At 34.6% G+C, this 16,792-nt stretch carries 14 protein-coding genes and 2 riboswitches; of the genes, 10 read left to right on the top strand and 4 right to left on the bottom strand.

The features are described from left to right. The first annotated feature begins 2 nt into the window (after nucleotides 1-2). The 3 genes from preA to B6K90_RS06595 are packed head-to-tail and all read left to right on the top strand — an operon-like array spanning nucleotide 3 to nucleotide 2,944. Nucleotides 3-1,310, top strand: a complete 1,308-nt coding sequence (preA, locus tag B6K90_RS06605) for an NAD-dependent dihydropyrimidine dehydrogenase subunit PreA (protein ID WP_088011958.1) — start codon at nucleotides 3-5, stop codon at nucleotides 1,308-1,310. Then, the gene (hydA, locus tag B6K90_RS06600; protein ID WP_088011957.1) at nucleotides 1,307-2,707 is read left to right on the top strand and encodes a dihydropyrimidinase; all 1,401 of its coding nucleotides are present in this window, start codon (nucleotides 1,307-1,309) and stop codon (nucleotides 2,705-2,707) included. The genes preA and hydA overlap by 4 nt, the downstream gene beginning before the upstream one ends. A gap of 21 nt (nucleotides 2,708-2,728) precedes the next feature. After that, entirely contained in the window at nucleotides 2,729-2,944 is a 216-nt protein-coding gene (locus tag B6K90_RS06595; protein WP_088011956.1) for a hypothetical protein, read from the top strand. 281 nt (nucleotides 2,945-3,225) lie between these two features. Here B6K90_RS06595 and B6K90_RS06590 read toward each other — a convergent pair whose 3' ends face one another. From B6K90_RS06590 to B6K90_RS06575, 4 genes are all read right to left on the bottom strand, one after another. Further along, nucleotides 3,226-4,692 (bottom strand): CoA-acylating methylmalonate-semialdehyde dehydrogenase, encoded by a 1,467-nt coding sequence (locus B6K90_RS06590; protein WP_088011955.1) that lies wholly within the window; start codon nucleotides 4,690-4,692, stop codon nucleotides 3,226-3,228. Between the two features lie 18 nt (nucleotides 4,693-4,710). Next, nucleotides 4,711-6,084, bottom strand: coding sequence for an aspartate aminotransferase family protein (locus tag B6K90_RS06585; RefSeq protein WP_088011954.1), 1,374 nt, complete (start codon nucleotides 6,082-6,084; stop codon nucleotides 4,711-4,713). A gap of 616 nt (nucleotides 6,085-6,700) precedes the next feature. Further along, nucleotides 6,701-7,126, bottom strand: coding sequence for a CBS domain-containing protein (locus B6K90_RS06580; RefSeq protein WP_088011953.1), 426 nt, complete (start codon nucleotides 7,124-7,126; stop codon nucleotides 6,701-6,703). Nucleotides 7,127-7,169: 43 nt separating this feature from the next. Further along, nucleotides 7,170-7,544 carry a DUF2294 domain-containing protein gene (locus B6K90_RS06575; protein WP_088011952.1) on the bottom strand — a complete coding sequence of 125 codons (375 nt, stop codon included), beginning with the start codon at nucleotides 7,542-7,544 and terminating at the stop codon, nucleotides 7,170-7,172. 116 nt (nucleotides 7,545-7,660) lie between these two features. Further along, nucleotides 7,661-7,798: riboswitch (cyclic di-AMP (ydaO/yuaA leader) on the bottom strand. Between the two features lie 130 nt (nucleotides 7,799-7,928). Further along, a riboswitch (cyclic di-AMP (ydaO/yuaA leader) is annotated at nucleotides 7,929-8,072 on the top strand. Nucleotides 8,073-8,549: 477 nt separating this feature from the next. Between B6K90_RS06575 and B6K90_RS24515 the strand changes: the two genes are divergently transcribed. From B6K90_RS24515 to B6K90_RS06540, 7 genes are all read left to right on the top strand, one after another. Continuing rightward, on the top strand, nucleotides 8,550-8,627 hold the full coding sequence (locus tag B6K90_RS24515; RefSeq protein ID WP_088012318.1) for a potassium-transporting ATPase subunit F: 78 nt from the start codon (nucleotides 8,550-8,552) through the stop codon (nucleotides 8,625-8,627). A 39-nt stretch (nucleotides 8,628-8,666) separates the two neighbouring features. After that, entirely contained in the window at nucleotides 8,667-10,340 is a 1,674-nt protein-coding gene (gene kdpA / locus B6K90_RS06565; RefSeq protein ID WP_088012317.1) for a potassium-transporting ATPase subunit KdpA, read from the top strand. Nucleotides 10,341-10,372: 32 nt separating this feature from the next. Beyond that, a complete protein-coding gene (gene kdpB, locus B6K90_RS06560) occupies nucleotides 10,373-12,412 on the top strand; it encodes a potassium-transporting ATPase subunit KdpB (RefSeq protein WP_088011951.1) in 2,040 nt (679 codons plus the stop codon). Nucleotides 12,413-12,436: 24 nt separating this feature from the next. Continuing rightward, nucleotides 12,437-12,997: a potassium-transporting ATPase subunit KdpC gene (gene kdpC / locus B6K90_RS06555; protein WP_088011950.1), complete on the top strand. Its 561-nt coding sequence runs from the start codon at nucleotides 12,437-12,439 to the stop codon at nucleotides 12,995-12,997. Between the two features lie 54 nt (nucleotides 12,998-13,051). Next, nucleotides 13,052-15,382 carry a universal stress protein gene (locus B6K90_RS24420; RefSeq protein ID WP_328588102.1) on the top strand — a complete coding sequence of 777 codons (2,331 nt, stop codon included), beginning with the start codon at nucleotides 13,052-13,054 and terminating at the stop codon, nucleotides 15,380-15,382. 178 nt (nucleotides 15,383-15,560) lie between these two features. Next, on the top strand, nucleotides 15,561-16,271 hold the full coding sequence (locus tag B6K90_RS06545) for an SDR family NAD(P)-dependent oxidoreductase (protein ID WP_088011948.1): 711 nt from the start codon (nucleotides 15,561-15,563) through the stop codon (nucleotides 16,269-16,271). 12 nt (nucleotides 16,272-16,283) lie between these two features. Continuing rightward, complete coding sequence (locus B6K90_RS06540; RefSeq protein ID WP_088011947.1) at nucleotides 16,284-16,646, top strand: MerR family transcriptional regulator; 363 nt, start codon at nucleotides 16,284-16,286, stop codon at nucleotides 16,644-16,646. The last annotated feature ends 146 nt before the right edge of the window (nucleotides 16,647-16,792 follow it).

Here is a 16,792-nt window from a genome sequence, read left to right as displayed (position 1 = left end):
TCATGGCAGATCTACGTATCAATCTTGCGGGCATACAGTCACCTAACCCATTTTGGCTTGCTTCTGCTCCTCCAACAAATTCGGGTTATCAGGTCCAACGTGCGTTTGAAGCTGGTTGGGGTGGGGCTGTTTGGAAAACGTTAGGGGAACCAATTATTAATACCTCCTCACGATTTGCAGCTATTAACTTTAACGGACAAAGAGTTGCAGGATTTAATAATATTGAACTGATATCTGATCGACCTCTTGAAGTAAATTTAAAAGAAATTTATGAAACGAAAAAAAGATTTCCAGACCGAGCGATTATCGCATCACTTATGGTTGAACCGCAACAATATAAATGGCATGAAATAGTAAAAAGAGTAGAGGATGTTGGGGTTGATGGTTTAGAACTTAACTTTGGATGTCCACATGGAATGGCAGAAAGAGGAATGGGATCTGCATCCGGTCAAGTTCCTGCGTTGGTAGAGCAACAAACTTTTTGGGTAAAAGAAGTAGCCAAAACACCTGTCATTGTAAAACTAACTCCAAACATTACAGATATTACGGTAACGGCGGAAGCGGCAGTTCGAGGTGGGGCGAACGCAGTCAGTATGATTAACACGATCAATAGTTTAATGGGTGTTGATTTAGATTCTTGGAATACGGTTCCACATGTTGCAGGGAAAGGAGCACATGGTGGATATTGTGGACCAGCAGTAAAACCAATTGCATTAAATATGGTGGCAGAATGTGCGCGTAACCCGCGAATATCAGTACCAATTTCCGGTATTGGTGGTATATCGAATTGGCAAAATGCAGTAGAGTTTTTATTAATGGGAGCGACCGGAGTTCAAATTTGTACAGCAGCAATGCATCATGGTTTCCGTATTGTTGAAGACATGATTGATGGTTTAAATAATTATTTAGACGAAAAAGGTCTTTCCTCAGTTACGGAGCTAGTTGGTAAAGCGGTTCATAAATATTCAGATTGGGGAAATTTAGATTTAAATTATCAAGTAGTTGCCAGGATTGATACTGAAGAGTGCATTAACTGCAACAAATGTCATATTGCTTGTGAAGATACATCTCACCAATGTATCGATATGGCAATAGATGAAAATGGAAAGTCATATTTAAAGGTTCGGGAGGAAGATTGCGTAGGATGCAATTTATGCAAAATTGTATGTCCAGTCGATAGTGCCATTAGTATGGTAGGGGTTCCAAGTAATGAGCCTTCGATGACTTGGAATGAACGTCAACAAGCTTTAAAAGTATTAGCTCGATCTAATCAATATTCAATTTTAAACAGGGGAAGGAAAAGAAAATGAAGAAAATTATTCGAAATGGAACGATTGTTACTGCAACGGACACGTATAAGGCTGATATTTTAATAGAGGAAAATAAAATTACTGCAATTGGGCTAAATTTAGTTTGTAAAAATGTCGAAGTGATTGATGCGTCAGGCCATTATATATTTCCAGGTGGAGTAGATCCGCATACGCATTTAGATATGCCATTTGGTGGAACTGTCACAAAAGATGATTTTGAATCAGGAACAATTGCTGCTGCTTTTGGTGGGACAACAACAATTATTGACTTTTGTTTAACGAATAAAGGTGAACCACTTCAAAAAGCAATCGATACATGGCATGAAAAGTCGAAAAATAAAGCAGTGATCGATTATAGTTTTCACCTTATGATTGGTGAAATAAATGATGATGTATTAAAAGAGTTACCTAAAGTAATAGAAAAAGAGGGAATTACTTCATTTAAAGTATTTATGGCATATAAAAATGTATTTCAAGCTGATGATGCGACATTGTACCGTACGCTATTAGCAGCAAAAGAATATGGGGCATTAGTAATGGTGCATGCGGAAAATGGAGATGTAGTAGATTATTTAATCAATCAAGCTTTAGCTGAAGGAAAAGTAGAACCTATTTACCATGCATTAACACGACCTCCAGAAGTAGAGGGTGAAGCGACAGGAAGAGCTGCTACATTAACTGGTTTAGCAAATTCACAATTATATGTCGTTCATGTTACTTGTGCCGAGGCAGTTGAAAAGATAACGGAAGCTCGAAATAATGGAATTGATATATGGGGTGAAACATGTCCACAATACTTAGTACTTGATCAGTCTATGCTAGACAAACCTGACTTTGAAGGAGCAAAATATGTTTGGTCTCCACCACTTCGCGAAAAATGGAACCAAGATGTGTTATGGAATGCACTAAAAAATGGAAATCTGCAAACATTAGGATCCGATCAATGTTCTTTTGACTTTAAGGGACAAAAGGATCTAGGCCGTGACGATTTTTCAAAAATTCCAAACGGTGGACCTATGATTGAAGATCGAGTAAGTATATTGTTCTCAGAAGGTGTAAAAAAAGGCAGAATATCATTAAATCAATTTGTTGACATTGCTTCTACAAGAAGTGCTAAGCTATTTGGATTGTACCCTCAAAAAGGAACAATTGCAGTTGGATCAGATGCGGATTTAGTTATTTTTGATCCGAATTGTAAACGAACAATCTCCTCCGAAACGCACCATATGGCAGTCGACTATAACGCTTTTGAAGGGATGGAAGTATCCGGAGAGGCAGTGAGTGTCCTAGTTCGTGGAGAGTTTGTCATAAAAGATAAGCAATTTGTTGGTAATGCAGGTAGTGGACAGTACTTAAAGAGGAAGAAGTATGGTGAATCTAGTTTAATAGAAGATTAGTAAGAAGGGAATGAGTAGCTAATGTCAACATACAAGGAGTTTCTAATCGAGAGAAATCAAATAGATTCCCTTATGAAGAAAGGCTACAAGATTAAAAATGTTAGAGAAACGCTTGACGGTGCTTATGTTGACTTTGAAAATCCAGATGAAGAGGAGAAGTTTATCACTCTTCATATAATGAATGCTGATACACGGAAGTATTTTGGATCGTTGATTATTAAGCAGTTTGGGATTTAATTGTGAAGATCAGTGATTCGCAGTTAAATTGGTCGAATTGCAAATAAATTGACCGAATCGCAAATAAAAATGATGCAATCTTGCTTCGGTTTTAAACGAATTTGCAATGAACGAGCAAAACAGAACGTCCCATATTAAATGATGATATACTGGCAAACCAGTAATGAATGAATGAAAAATCGCATCTAATCCGTATTTACTAACGGAATATGCGATTTTTTCTATTTAATAAGGCTTCCCATTGTTCAGTAACCTAAACTAATGGAAAAGCCCAATTATATTTACTCAAATCTACTCGTAATCATTTTTTTCCTTGTATAGAACTCGACACCATCTGCACCATTTGCATGTAGGTCACCATAGAAAGAGTTTTTCCAACCAGAGAATGGGAAGAAAGCCATTGGTGCTGGCACGCCAATATTTACTCCAAGCATTCCGACTTCAATGTTCTCCCTAAAATATCGAATACTTGATGCACTGTCTGTAAAGATACAGGCTCCATTACCAAAATCTGACTTGTTCGTTAGCTCAATCGCTTCTTCTAATGTTTCGACTCTAACGATTGATAGAACTGGTGCGAAAATTTCTTCTTTCCAAATTTTCATAGATGGGTTCACGTTATCAAAGATTGTGGGTCCAATAAAGTAGCCTTTTTCTTTTTTAATTAAATCATTTCGTCCATCTCGTAATAAGGTCGCACCTTCTTGTATTCCACATTCAATATATTGTTCCGTCCGTTCACGATGTTCCTTGCGAATGACAGGGCCTAGGAATACATTTTCATCTAAACCATTTCCAATCGTAATGCTACCCGCTTCTATTTTTAATTTTTCGATTAAAGGATCGGCAATATCGCCAACTGCTACGACTACTGAGCATGCCATACATCGTTCACCTGCTGAACCGTATGCTGCTGTAATGATTTGCTTGACCGATTCATCTAAGTTTGCATCTTGTAAAACGATACTATGATTTTTAGCACCAGCTAGAGCTTGAACGCGCTTACCATTTGCGGAGGCAGTTTTATAAACATATTCTGCCACTGGTTGAGAGCCTACAAATGAAATGGCAGGAACATCATTGTTTTGAAGTAATTCGTTTACAATTTCATGTGCTCCATGAACAATATTGAATACACCTTTTGGAAGACCTGCTTCGGTAAAGAGTTCTGCTAAACGATTTGCAAGAAGTGGAGTACGTTCTGATGGCTTTAAGATAAACGTGTTTCCACACGCAATAGCTAATGGGAACATCCAACAAGGTACCATCATTGGGAAATTAAAAGGCGTTATTCCCCCAACAACTCCAACAGGGTATCGATACATCGCCGATTCAATATTTGTCGCAATATCAGGTAATTGTTTACCCATCATTAATGTTGGTGCACCGGCAGCAAATTCTACACATTCAATTCCACGTTGAACTTCTCCGTATGCCTCATTATAGCTTTTACCATTCTCAATCGTTATTAAATTAGCAAGTTCTTCCCAATGCTTTATTAGTAATTGTTGATATGAAAATAATATTCTTGCTCTTTTTGGAACAGGTGTTTTACTCCATGTAATAAAAGCTTTTTTAGCTGCTTTCACAGCGGTTTCTAAATCTGATTTAGTTGAGAGAGGTACAAATGCTAATATTTCTTCAGTAGCAGGATTTGGAACGGGAATTGTCCTGGCATTTGATGAAGCTTTAATCCATTCACCATTAATAAAATTCTTTAAAACCTTTATATTAGTTTGTGTAGACAAGAATATCACCCCGTACGATTATAGTTTTGAGAATGCTTTGTTTAAAGTATTTACAATAAAATCTAGCTCTTCATCAGTTGTTGTAAATGGAGGAGAAAGTGTAAGGATATTATTATAGCCTGGAACCGTATCCCCATTTCGACCGATTATTAATCCTTGCGCCTTACATTCTGTTATTATTTTTAAAACTAATTCTGGACTTGCAGGTTTTTTACTTTTTTTATCTTCAACAAGCTCAATTCCTGCAATAAAACCAAAACTTCGGATGTCTCCAACATTTTTATAAGCTAGTAAACTATCTAATTTTTTACGGAGCTCTTTACCTAAATAAGCAGCACGTTCTATTAAATTTTCTCTTTCAATAATTTCCAAGTTTTTAAGTGCAACTGCACATGAAGCTGGATTTCCTCCGAACGTATTAACATGACGAAAATGATTATCTGGCCCTGATTGTTTAAATACTTCATATAGATCGCTACTTACTGCAGTTGCTGAAAGAGGAGAATAAGCGCTTGTCATACCTTTAGCCATTGTGACGATATCTGGTTTTATACCGAAGTTTTGATGTCCAAACTGTTTTCCAGAGCGGCCAAAACCACAAATTACTTCATCAACAATTAACAAAATACCAAATTTATCACAAATTTTTCGAACTTTTGATAAGTATTCGGTAGGTGGTACAATAACTCCTCCACCTGTAATAACAGGCTCCATTATAATCCCCGCAATCGTTTCAGCACCTTCGTAATTAATAACATCTTCAATTGCAGTTGCACATTGGATACCGCAATCTCCATACGTTTTACCAAAAGGGCATCGATAGCAATAAGGCGGTGCTACATGCTGGAAACCTGAACTAAGAGGTTCATATTTAACTTTTCGGTTAGCTTGACCAGTAGCACTTAAAGCACCCATCGAATTACCATGATATGCGCGATATCTTGAGATAAATTTATAACGCAAAGGTTCACCATTTTGTTGATGGTATTGCCTAGCAATCTTAAAAGCTACTTCATTAGCATCAGATCCAGAATTAGAATAAAAAATATGATAGTCTCCACCTAACCATTCATTTAACTTTTCAGCTAACAGAATGGAAGGTACATTGCCTTGAGACATTGGAACATAGGGAATTGCTTGCATTTGTTCAGAGGCAGCTTTACCGATTTCCTCCCGACCGTAACCTACGTTCACACACCATAAACCAGACATACCGTCTAAATAATTTTTACCATCAATATCAGTGACTGTACTATTTTTTCCAGATACTAAAACCATTGGATTTGGATTGTGAGGCGACATATGATGCCATACATATTTTTGGTCTAATTCAAGAAGCTCTTCCTTTGAAAGAGAAGTAGAATGAGTTACATTTGCAGTTTTATCATTCACTTTATTGTCACCAACTTTCAATAGTCTAGTTTTATTGAAATCTCAATTTTATATCTTTACTAATTAATATTACTGAATAGACCATATTATCCTATTACGATTAGACAAATTGTTAGATTAGTTATAAAGTTAGTTATTTTAAATGTGAATTGTTTATTGATGGAGTAATTTAACTTGATAACAAAATCCTTGAAGATTAAATTATTGAGTGACAATTCGGATGGAAAAAGAGCTATAAGCCGCCAGTATTTGCGGTTTATAGCTCTTTTCAATTTAATAATCGTATTCAATAAGCTTTTGCACTTTGGTAAATTACTTAATTTTTATAGATCATTTAAACCCAATCCAAACATTGAGACAGTCATACAAAGGTTCATGCCGTCTAATGAGGATTTTTATATAAGTTAATAAGGCACTGTTATTTAATCTTTGCTGCTATAAACTATTGTTGATTTCCACTCTAGGATGCTTCCTATCCATGGGATCTCAGTTCCCGCATCTGCCACAGGGGTCTCGAGCACCTTACGTTTCAATTCTTATTTTTAGAGTAATCTTAATCAACTATTAATAGCAACAATGAAGAGCGCCATAAAAATTTAAAAGAGAACTACAAATTCTATGTAGTTGCTCTATTTTTATCATTTAATAATTGCCTTCTACAATACTCAATTATTTCTTTTCTCTTAACCATTCCAATAAAAACCTCATTATCATCAATAACTGGAATGAAATTCTGATCTATTGCTCTTGTAAATAAATCTTCTATTTGTGCATTTATAGAAACAGGCTCATATACATTGTGCAGAGAGATTTCTTTTAAACTAATCTCTTCAGTATTAGTAAATGATAAGCTCGTAGTGTTTTTTAATTTCCATAATAAATCACCTTCAGTAATTGTGCCAACATATTTGCCATTATCGTCAACTAAAGGTATAGCCGTATAGCGATGATGTTCCATTTTTTCAAGCGCCTGACGCATTGTGGAATTATTATTCATATAAACTAGGTCATTTTTGGGGGTGAAGAAAAACGCGATATTCATTTTTCATTCTCCTTATTTTGAGTTAATATTAATACTGAATTTTTTAATTTTTAGCTTCTATTAACTTATTAATATTTTGATCCATTATAAAAACTTCAATTCGTTCACCAGTATTTGTACTTGTATCACTATGACTAGATAGAACCTTACATCCAGTATGTTTTTCAACTATTTCTTCATATTCTTTACTGTACATTTCTCTAAGAACTTGGCGCATTTTTTTTACAAGACTTTTTCCTGTGCTATGGGAAACTAAATGTTTCTCTTCAGTTGTCAACACGCCTTTAAATCGAAGGATGATCATATCTTCAACTATATAAGTTTTTGCTTCTTGAGGACCTCTACCAATTAGTTCTCTTTGGAATTTTATAAAAGCCTCACTTAATTCGATTTCAAGCTTTTTTTTCGATGATATCATTAATATCTCTCCCATACTGTTAATTAAAACAAAAAAATAGCCACAAGAAGAGCAATCTTCTCGTAGCTATTTACATTTCAATGGAAAGTATATTGAAATATTAATAACACGCTAAGTTTTGCTCTCTTCAAACGCTGGCGAGGTTAGCTGACGGATTCGGGCTTGAAAAGTAGCCCTACCACAATGGATTCACCCCATGTGCAATGCACAAATGGTTCCCCCGCTCGGTATTTACGATTTAGCGATTACAGCAAATATATTTTGTTGATATGTTTATAATACAGAGTTAAATAAAATTGTAAAGGGGTAAAATTTAACTAAAAATTTTTGTTGAAAAAAAACTCTTTACATGTAAAAAGCATCGCCGTATAATCAAATCAGCAAAATAAATATCGGCTTAATTACGAATCATTCGTAAGCGGAGGAACCAATTTTTTGGGGTTAATTTTACATGAATGTAGAAGGGATGAGATACTCTTTCGCCATCCTACCCGACAGCTAACTTCGTAGGCTAAAGCGAGGGAGGTCAGTAGACCGCCTAATTTGAGCGGGTTTTTTATTGCCTTTTTGCAATAATTTACCTGAGCAAATCATTGTGAGGGTCTTTTTATTTTGTTTTTATATGGAAAATTCTGGATTATATATAGAAAAGATCAGGGAGACAGAACACAAAGAGAGCAATACGCTAGCTGGGTGTTAGGTAGACCAATGAATACTTTTCTTCCAAATTTCAATTAATTAAATCGTTAGTAGATGTAGACATATTTAATTTAAAAACTATGTTTATATCTACTAAATTTAGTGAAATTGCTGGAAGATTAGTGTCCATTGGTCTTTTTTATTGTTCAGAAACAGGTTGAAATTTGTGTCAAAAAGGATCGATCAATTGAGAGGGGAGTATTTGAATGATTAATGACTTAACGATGATTGGTCTACTTGTTACCGTTTTTGTTGTCTTTTGGGGGTTTACAATTTTTTGTGAAAAAGCGTAAGGGGGATATATAGATGCTTATTCCAGCAATTATTGGAATTGTTCTTATTCTATATTTAGTTTTTGTTCTGATTAAACCAGAGAAATTTTAGTAATTTAGTTAAACAATTGGGAGGAATTTTTAAATGTCCATGGGAATATTACAGGTAGTCGTTACATTGCTAATTATTATTCTATTAGTAAAGCCAGTAGGTAGCTACCTTGTTAAAGTATATGACAATGAAAAAACAGGGCTAGATCGCTTTTTTGGACCTTTTGAACGATTAATCTATCGCTTAATAGGTGTACGCGAAGACGAGAAAATGGGTTGGAAAAAATATGTTTTAGCAATGTTGCTAAGTAATTTTGTGATGTTGATCATTTTATACGCAATTTTTAGATTTCAAAAATATTTGCCTTTTAACCCTGATCATATAGGTAATATGCCATCAGCTTTGGCATTCAATACGGCAGCTTCATTTATAACAAATACAAATTGGCAAGCGTATAGTGGTGAAAATTCACTATCGTATTTCTCTCAAATGATGGCTATTACATTTCCAATGTTTACTTCGGCTGCTACCGGCTTTGCAGTTGCTATTGCATTCATTAGGGGATTAGTAGGACGTAAAGATAATTTAGGGAACTTTTATGTCGATTTAGTTCGTTCAATCACTCGTGTATTTTTACCTTTATCATTTATTGTTGCTTTATTTTTAGTATTCCAAGGTGTGCCACAAACGTTAAAAGGTGCTGTAGATGCGACAACAATTGAAGGAGTTAAACAGGTTATTACTAGAGGACCTGTGGCTGCACTGGAATCAATTAAACATATTGGTACAAATGGTGGAGGATTTTTTGGTACAAATGCTGCACATCCATTTGAAAATCCTACGCCTTTATCAAACTTAGTTCACATAGTATGTATGATGCTTTTACCAACTTCATTAGTTTATGCATTTGGTGTAATGGTTAAAAACAAAAGGCAAGGTTGGGCAGTATTTGCTGCAATGGGTGTATTGTTTATAGCGCTTCTTACTGCAGTATTTGTTGCAGAGTATAATGGTACTCCAGCATTACAAGCACTTGGTATACATGGAAATATGGAAGGTAAAGAAGTTCGATTCGGCATATCTGAATCGGCTCTATTCACAGCTGTTACGACAGCTGCTACAACAGGTTCAGTTAACAACATGCATGATTCATTAACGCCAATAGGTGGTATGATTCCTCTTGCTGAAATGATGTTAAACAATGTTTTCGGAGGAAAGGGCGTAGGTTTATTAAACGGTTTATTATATGTAATCTTAACTGTCTTTATATGTGGGCTAATGGTAGGAAGAACACCAGAATTTTTAGGAAAGAAAATTGAAGCAAAAGAAATTAAACTAGCTTCTATTGCTATTTTAACTCACCCTTTAATTATCTTAGTTCCAACTGCATTAGCATTAGCATTAAAAGGGCCAATTTCTTCTATTTTAAATCCTGGGTTCCATGGTTTATCAGAAGTACTGTATGGAATTACTTCTGGTGCTGCTAATAATGGATCAGCATTTGGAGGATTAACAGCAAATACTGATTTTTATAATATTGTAATTGGATTAGTAATGTTATTTGGTCGATATATTTCAATTATTGCTATGTTAGCAATTGCTGGATCGTTTTCTACTAAGAAAATAGTTGCAGCAACGTCTGGAACATTCCGAACAGATACACCATTATTTACAGTTATTTTAATTGCGATTATCTTAATCGTTTGTGCATTAACATTTTTCCCGGTACTTGCACTAGGACCAATCGCAGAACACTTAGGAATGTTTAAATAGTAGCAATAATAAGGAAAGAGGAGATTGATCATATGGCTAAAGAAAATAAGCCTATTTCAAAAGAAATAAAAACTCAAGCAGTAATCGATTCGTTTAAAAAATTGAACCCACTAGTAATGATAAAAAATCCAGTCATGTTTATCGTAGAAGTAGGTACTTTTATTACATTAGTACTTTCGATTAAACCAGATGTTTTTGGAATTAGCACAGTTGGAAGACCTTACAATATTGCGGTATTTTTAATTCTTTTATTTACAGTACTTTTCGCAAACTTTGCAGAAGCACTTGCAGAAGGACGAGGAAAAGCGCAAGCCGATACATTAAGAAAAACGAAGTCAGAAACAAATGCGAAGTTAAGACAAAAAGATGGTTCTTATATAGAAGTACCGTCAACTTCATTAAGAAAAGGAGATATCGTTCGAGTTGATACAGGAGAAATTATTCCTTCAGATGGAGAAATTATTGAAGGTCTTGCATCGATTGATGAATCAGCTATTACTGGTGAATCAGCACCTGTTATAAAAGAAGCAGGAGGAGATTTTTCATCTGTTACAGGAGGAACTACTGTTGTTTCAGATTATATTATTGTGAAAATTTTGACTGATCCTGGTGAATCATTTATTGATCGAATGATTTCATTAGTTGAAGGAGCAGCTCGTCAAAAGACACCGAATGAAGTTGCGTTAACTACTTTACTAGCAGTGTTAACTTTAGTTTTTTTAATCGTTATAATGACACTTGTTCCAATTGCGAATTATTTAAATGTCTCAATTGACGTTGCAACATTGATTGCTTTACTCGTTTGTTTGATCCCGACTACAATTGGGGGATTACTTTCTGCAATCGGAATTGCGGGGATGAATCGTGTAACACAATTTAATGTTTTAGCGATGTCTGGTAAGGCTGTTGAAGCTGCTGGAGATATTGATACGATGATTTTAGATAAGACTGGAACAATTACGTTCGGTAACCGAATGGCTAGTGAATTTATCCCAGTTGGTAGTGTAACAGAAAAAGAAGTAATTTTAGCTTCCTTAAAATCCTCCGTAAAGGATGAAACACCAGAAGGACGTTCAGTAGTTGAACTGGCACATAAAAATGGTCTAAGCTGGGATGAAAATGAATATAAGGATGCTGAAATTATCGAATTTACTGCTGAAACTAGAATGTCAGGTTTAAATTTAAAAGATGGAACCGAAATTCGAAAAGGGGCGGTAGATGCAGTTAAAAAATATGTAGCTACTAAAGGTGGAATGATCCCGAACGAACTTGATGAAAAAGCAAATATAGTTGCAAAGGCAGGAGGAACACCACTTGCTGTTGCAATTAATAATCAAATTTACGGTGTTATTTATTTAAAAGATACAGTTAAACCAGGATTAAAAGAGCGATTTGATGAATTAAGAGCGATGGGGATCAAAACGGTAATGTGTACAGGAGATAATCCTCTAACAGCTGCAACAATCGCAAGGGAAGCTGGTGTTGATGAATTTATTGCAGAAGCTAAGCCTGAAGACAAAATTGCTGCAATTAAAAAAGAACAAAATGAAGGTAAGCTAGTTGCGATGACAGGCGATGGAACAAATGATGCTCCTGCACTAGCTCAAGCTGATGTTGGTTTAGCAATGAACTCAGGAACAATGGCTGCAAAAGAGGCAGCAAACATGATTGACCTAGATTCCGATCCTACTAAACTACTATCTGTCATTTCAATTGGTAAACAGTTATTAATCACTCGTGGTTCATTAACAACATTTTCAATCGCAAACGATATTGCGAAATATTTCGCGATTATTCCAGCTTTATTTATTATGGCAATTCCGCAATTAGATTATCTTAATATTATGGGATTGAATTCACCGAAGTCTGCAATCCTATCTGCATTAATTTTTAATGCAATCATTATACCTCTCCTCATTCCTGTTGCGATGAAGGGTGCGAAGTATAAGCCTATGGATGCAAATAAACTATTATCTAAAAACTTATTAATCTACGGACTTGGTGGAGTAATTGCACCGTTCATTGGAATTAAAATTATCGATATGGTTGTTTCCACATTGCATTTTGTTTAATAGATTGGAAATGGAGGATTTAATGTGAAATCAGTTATGATTGCAATAAGAGCATCTATTGTATTGTTATTAATTTGCGGATTGGGATATCCATTAGCTACAACAGGGGTTGCACAGGTTATTTTCCCGAAACAAGCAGATGGTAGTTTAATTGAAACGAATGGAAAAGTTATGGGTTCTAAATTACTAGCTCAAGAATTTAAAGGGCCTGAATGGTTTCATTCTAGAGCATCTGCTGCTAGCTACAATCCTACTGCTTCAGCTGCAACGAACGCGGCAGTAGCGTCAAAAGAATATGTTAAAGCAACGAAAGAGAAAATAAATGAATTTAAAAATGAAAATAGTAAACTAGGTAAGAAAATACCTGCAGATTTAGTAACGACATCTGGATCTGGATTTGACCCAGATTTATCACCGGAAGCAGTGAAAGCTCAGGTACCTAGGGTAGCTAAGGCAACAGGTATATCAGAGGATAAATTAGTATCGTTAATTGATCGACATACAACAGGTCGTCAATTAGGAATATTTGGGGAGTCACGTGTGAATATATTAGAATTAAACCTAGAATTACAGAAGTTAAGATAAAAGGGGAGGATGGTCTCTCCTTTTTCCTTATGTATAGAGAATGGAGGGAAAATCTTGAGCGACACACAGTTTCGTAGGAAAACACCTGAGGAATTATTAGAATCCATTCAGAAAATCAAAAAAGGCAGATTAAAAATTATTATCGGTGCTGCAAGTGGTGCTGGAAAAACGTATCATATGCTCCAAGAAGGTAATGTTTTAAAAGAACGTGGTATTGATGTTGTAATTGGGCTAATCAGTGAAACAAATCGTCAGAAAACGATTGAACAAATTGGTACTTTAGAGAAAATTCCTTCAATTACTTGGGAAGAAAGTGGCTCTTTAAAACAGGATATTGATTTAGATGCCATCATAGCTAGAAATCCAGAGGTAGTACTTGTTGATTCTTTAGCTCATCAAAATAGACATGATGCTACGTTTCCTACTCGGTTAGAAGATATCAACTATTTAATATCAAAAAATATAAGCGTTATTACAACTATGAATATTTATGAGATAAAAGAAGTTTATGATGAAGCAGATAAATTGACTGGTGGTAAAGTTAAGGGCAATTTATTTGTTCCAGAAGATACTTTAGCTTTGGCTGATGATGTAAAGTTATTAGATGTTACACCAGAAGTCATTTTACAAAGATCAAAAGAAGAATCTAATAATGAAGAAAACAAAAAACGATATCAATTATTACATAAGAGCAATTTAGCAGTACTTCGTGAACTTGCGTTGCGTTTTATAGCAGGTGAAGTAAATTACGAACTTGACGAATATCGTGAAAAGCACGGTATCGTTGGAGCTTCTGGAGCATCAGAGAAAATTTTAGTCACAGTGCAATATCATTGGAATGGTTCTATTTTAGTTAGAAGAGGACAACAAATTTCCAAAAGATTGGGTGGAGATTTACATGTAGTATGTTTCCAACCACCTAATAAAAAATTTACTAGTGATGAATTAACATTTAAACGCTCCATTATAAAACTTGTTGAAAAAGTTGGAGGGAATTTTGAAGAATTACCACTTACGAGCAATTCAATTGCAAGTGAAATTGTTGAATATTCAATTCGGAATAATATAACAAGTATTGTATTAGGTCAATCAAAGAGAACACGTTGGGAAGAGATTGTCAATGGTTCGATCGTTAATAAAATTTTAAGAAAAACGAAAAACATAGATGTATTTATTGTTGCAGATCGAGCTGAAATACATGGAGAAAGAGTCATTCCTACAATGCAAGTAAATAAAGAAGTAGTAGACCCATACCGTCGTTTAAGTCCGCAAGAGCTTGCCCAGGAAATTAATAAAATAAAACGTGGTACTTTAAAAGTTTATATTGGAGCTGCTCCTGGTGTTGGAAAAACATATACGATGTTAAGAGAGGGGAATGAGTTAAAGAAAAAAGGTATTGATATTGTAATTGGGTTACTTGAAACTCACGGACGAAAAGAAACATTGGAAAAAGTAGGAGACTTAGACATTATTCCGAGAAAAGTCATTCCTTACAAAGAAACCACACTAGAAGAAATGGATACTGAGGCAATTATTCAAAGAAACCCAGAGGTAGTGTTAATTGATGAATTAGCACATACGAATATACCTGGTAGTAAATTTAATAAGAGATATATGGATGTTGAGGCAATCTTAGAAGCTGGAATTTCAGTCATTTCTACAATGAATATACAACATGTTGAAACTCTAAATGATAGTGTCGAACAAATAACTGGGGTTAGAGTTAGAGAAACAGTACCAGACAATATTCTTAGAGATGCAAATGAAATTGAATTAATTGATATTTCTCCAAAAGCACTAAGGGAAAGAATGAGAGAAGGAAGAATTTACGCTCCAATAAAGATAGAACAATCACTAAACAATTTTTTTAAAACGGGTAATTTAATTGCTTTAAGGGAATTAGCACTCAGAGAAGTAGCTGATGATGTAGATGAACGCCTTGAAGCATGGGAAAGAGATTTAACACTTAGAGGACCTTGGAGACAAGAGGAAGTCATTTTTGTTTGTATAAATTTAAAACCTAATAGTGAAAGACTTATACGGAGAGGTTTTCGAATTGCTTATCGATTAAAAGCTAAATTGTATGTAGCTTATGTTAAAGAACATGGTAAATTTTCTGAAGATGAAGAGCAATCATTAAAAAAAATAAAAGAGTTAACAAAACGATTAGGTGGTTCATTTGAATTATATGAGACAACTGATCGCCGGCATGTTTTTATCGAATTAGTAAAAAACATTCGGGAAAAAAAAACAACTCATGTTATTATGGGCCAGTCAGCTCGTACTAGATGGGAAGAAATCAAAACGGGTTCGATTGTTCAAAAACTGTTAAGGGAGTTGCGACATTTAGATGTTTTAGTAGTAGCTGATCAAAGTTTAAAATGATGGTTTTATTATATTTTTAGCATGAAATCATTTAGTTTCATGCTTTTTTATTTAAATCTTTAAGACTAATGTCACCATAATTTAAAAAATTAATATTAAAACCCTTGACCTAAACTAAGGTTTAGGCTGTAATCTCTGACTTGTAAGCAACAAAATAATAAATCGGAGGGTTTTAAAAATGACAAAATTTGCTTTTGTAACAGGTGCTAATAAAGGGATTGGATTAGAAGTAGTTCGTCAGTTGGCGGAAGAAAATTACCATGTATTTTTAGGTGCTCGAAATGAAGATCTCGGGACTAAAGCTATGCAGGCTTTAGGTTTATCAAATGTTACATTTATTCAGGTGGATGTTTCTAGCACAAAATCTATTCAGGATGCTTTAAATAAAATTTCGGAAGTGACTAATCATTTAGATCTATTAATCAATAATGCTGGAATTGCCCCAGATTTTCATATTTTGCCAAGTGAAATCAAACTTGAAACTTTACGACAAGCATTTGAAGTGAATTTCTTTGGAACGTTCCAAATGATTCAAACTTTTTTACCACTGGTTAAAAAGTCTGAACGTGGAAAAATTATTAACGTTACGACAGATATGGCATCACAAACATTATTTGATTGTGGAGAAACTGCATCAATCAATATACTTGGTTATAATTCTTCAAAAACTGCTAATAATTCACTAACACTCACATTTGGGAAAGAATTCGGAAGTAATGGACCTGAAATTTTTGGTGTTACACCAGGTTTTACAACGACTGATCTAAATGGAAATTCACCTGGAGGTAAAACAACTGCAGAAGGTGCTAAAATTATTACAGACTATGCAATAAGTGATTTAAACTACAATGGTAAAATTCTAAATGCAAAAGGAATTATGCCTTGGTAAGGATGAGGATATATGGAATATACAATTGGACAAGTAGCAAAGTTGAATAGTTTAACAATTTCTCAATTAAGATATTATGACAAACAAGGATTGCTACCCTTTTTAAAAAGAACTGAAAGTGGCGACAGAATTTTCGATGAAGATTCACTTAAATTTATCGAAATGATCTTATGCTTAAAAAACACAGGTATGCCAATCAAAAAAATAAAGCAATTTGTCGACTGGACTATGTGTGGTGAAGAAACCTTGAATCAACGTTTAGAGCTTATGAAACAGCAAGAAGAAAATGTTAAAGAGCAAATTAAAGAAACTGAAGATAACTTAACAAAAATTCAAAAAAAAATTGCGAAATATGAATTCGAAATAAATAAATAAGAAAAAAGACAACTTTCAAAAGTTGTCTTTTTTCACGCTGTTGAAAAAAGACTTCGTCAAGTATATGCCACGAATTTTTCGTGGCATTTTTGTTTTAGTTGTTCATTTAGTCTGTTTTTTGGTAAATTAAATGAAGACCTATTTCC

Source organism: Gottfriedia acidiceleris (assembly GCF_002128425.1).
Lineage (GTDB): Bacteria > Bacillota > Bacilli > Bacillales > Bacillaceae_G > Gottfriedia > Gottfriedia acidiceleris.
This window is presented reverse-complemented; position numbering and strand designations above follow the sequence as displayed.

What these genes read in the sequence shown, in the direction of transcription:
- B6K90_RS06540 (WP_088011947.1), top strand. Translation starts at nt 16,284, where the DNA reads ATGGAATATACAATTGGACAAGTAGCAAAGTTGAATAGTTTAACAATT.
- B6K90_RS06595 (WP_088011956.1), top strand. Translation starts at nt 2,729, where the DNA reads ATGTCAACATACAAGGAGTTTCTAATCGAGAGAAATCAAATAGATTCC.
- B6K90_RS06580 (WP_088011953.1), bottom strand. Translation starts at nt 7,126, where the DNA reads ATGAATATCGCGTTTTTCTTCACCCCCAAAAATGACCTAGTTTATATG.
- hydA (WP_088011957.1), top strand. Translation starts at nt 1,307, where the DNA reads ATGAAGAAAATTATTCGAAATGGAACGATTGTTACTGCAACGGACACG.
- kdpA (WP_088012317.1), top strand. Translation starts at nt 8,667, where the DNA reads ATGGGAATATTACAGGTAGTCGTTACATTGCTAATTATTATTCTATTA.
- B6K90_RS24515 (WP_088012318.1), top strand. Translation starts at nt 8,550, where the DNA reads ATGCTTATTCCAGCAATTATTGGAATTGTTCTTATTCTATATTTAGTT.
- preA (WP_088011958.1), top strand. Translation starts at nt 3, where the DNA reads ATGGCAGATCTACGTATCAATCTTGCGGGCATACAGTCACCTAACCCA.
- B6K90_RS06575 (WP_088011952.1), bottom strand. Translation starts at nt 7,544, where the DNA reads ATGATATCATCGAAAAAAAAGCTTGAAATCGAATTAAGTGAGGCTTTT.
- B6K90_RS06545 (WP_088011948.1), top strand. Translation starts at nt 15,561, where the DNA reads ATGACAAAATTTGCTTTTGTAACAGGTGCTAATAAAGGGATTGGATTA.
- kdpB (WP_088011951.1), top strand. Translation starts at nt 10,373, where the DNA reads ATGGCTAAAGAAAATAAGCCTATTTCAAAAGAAATAAAAACTCAAGCA.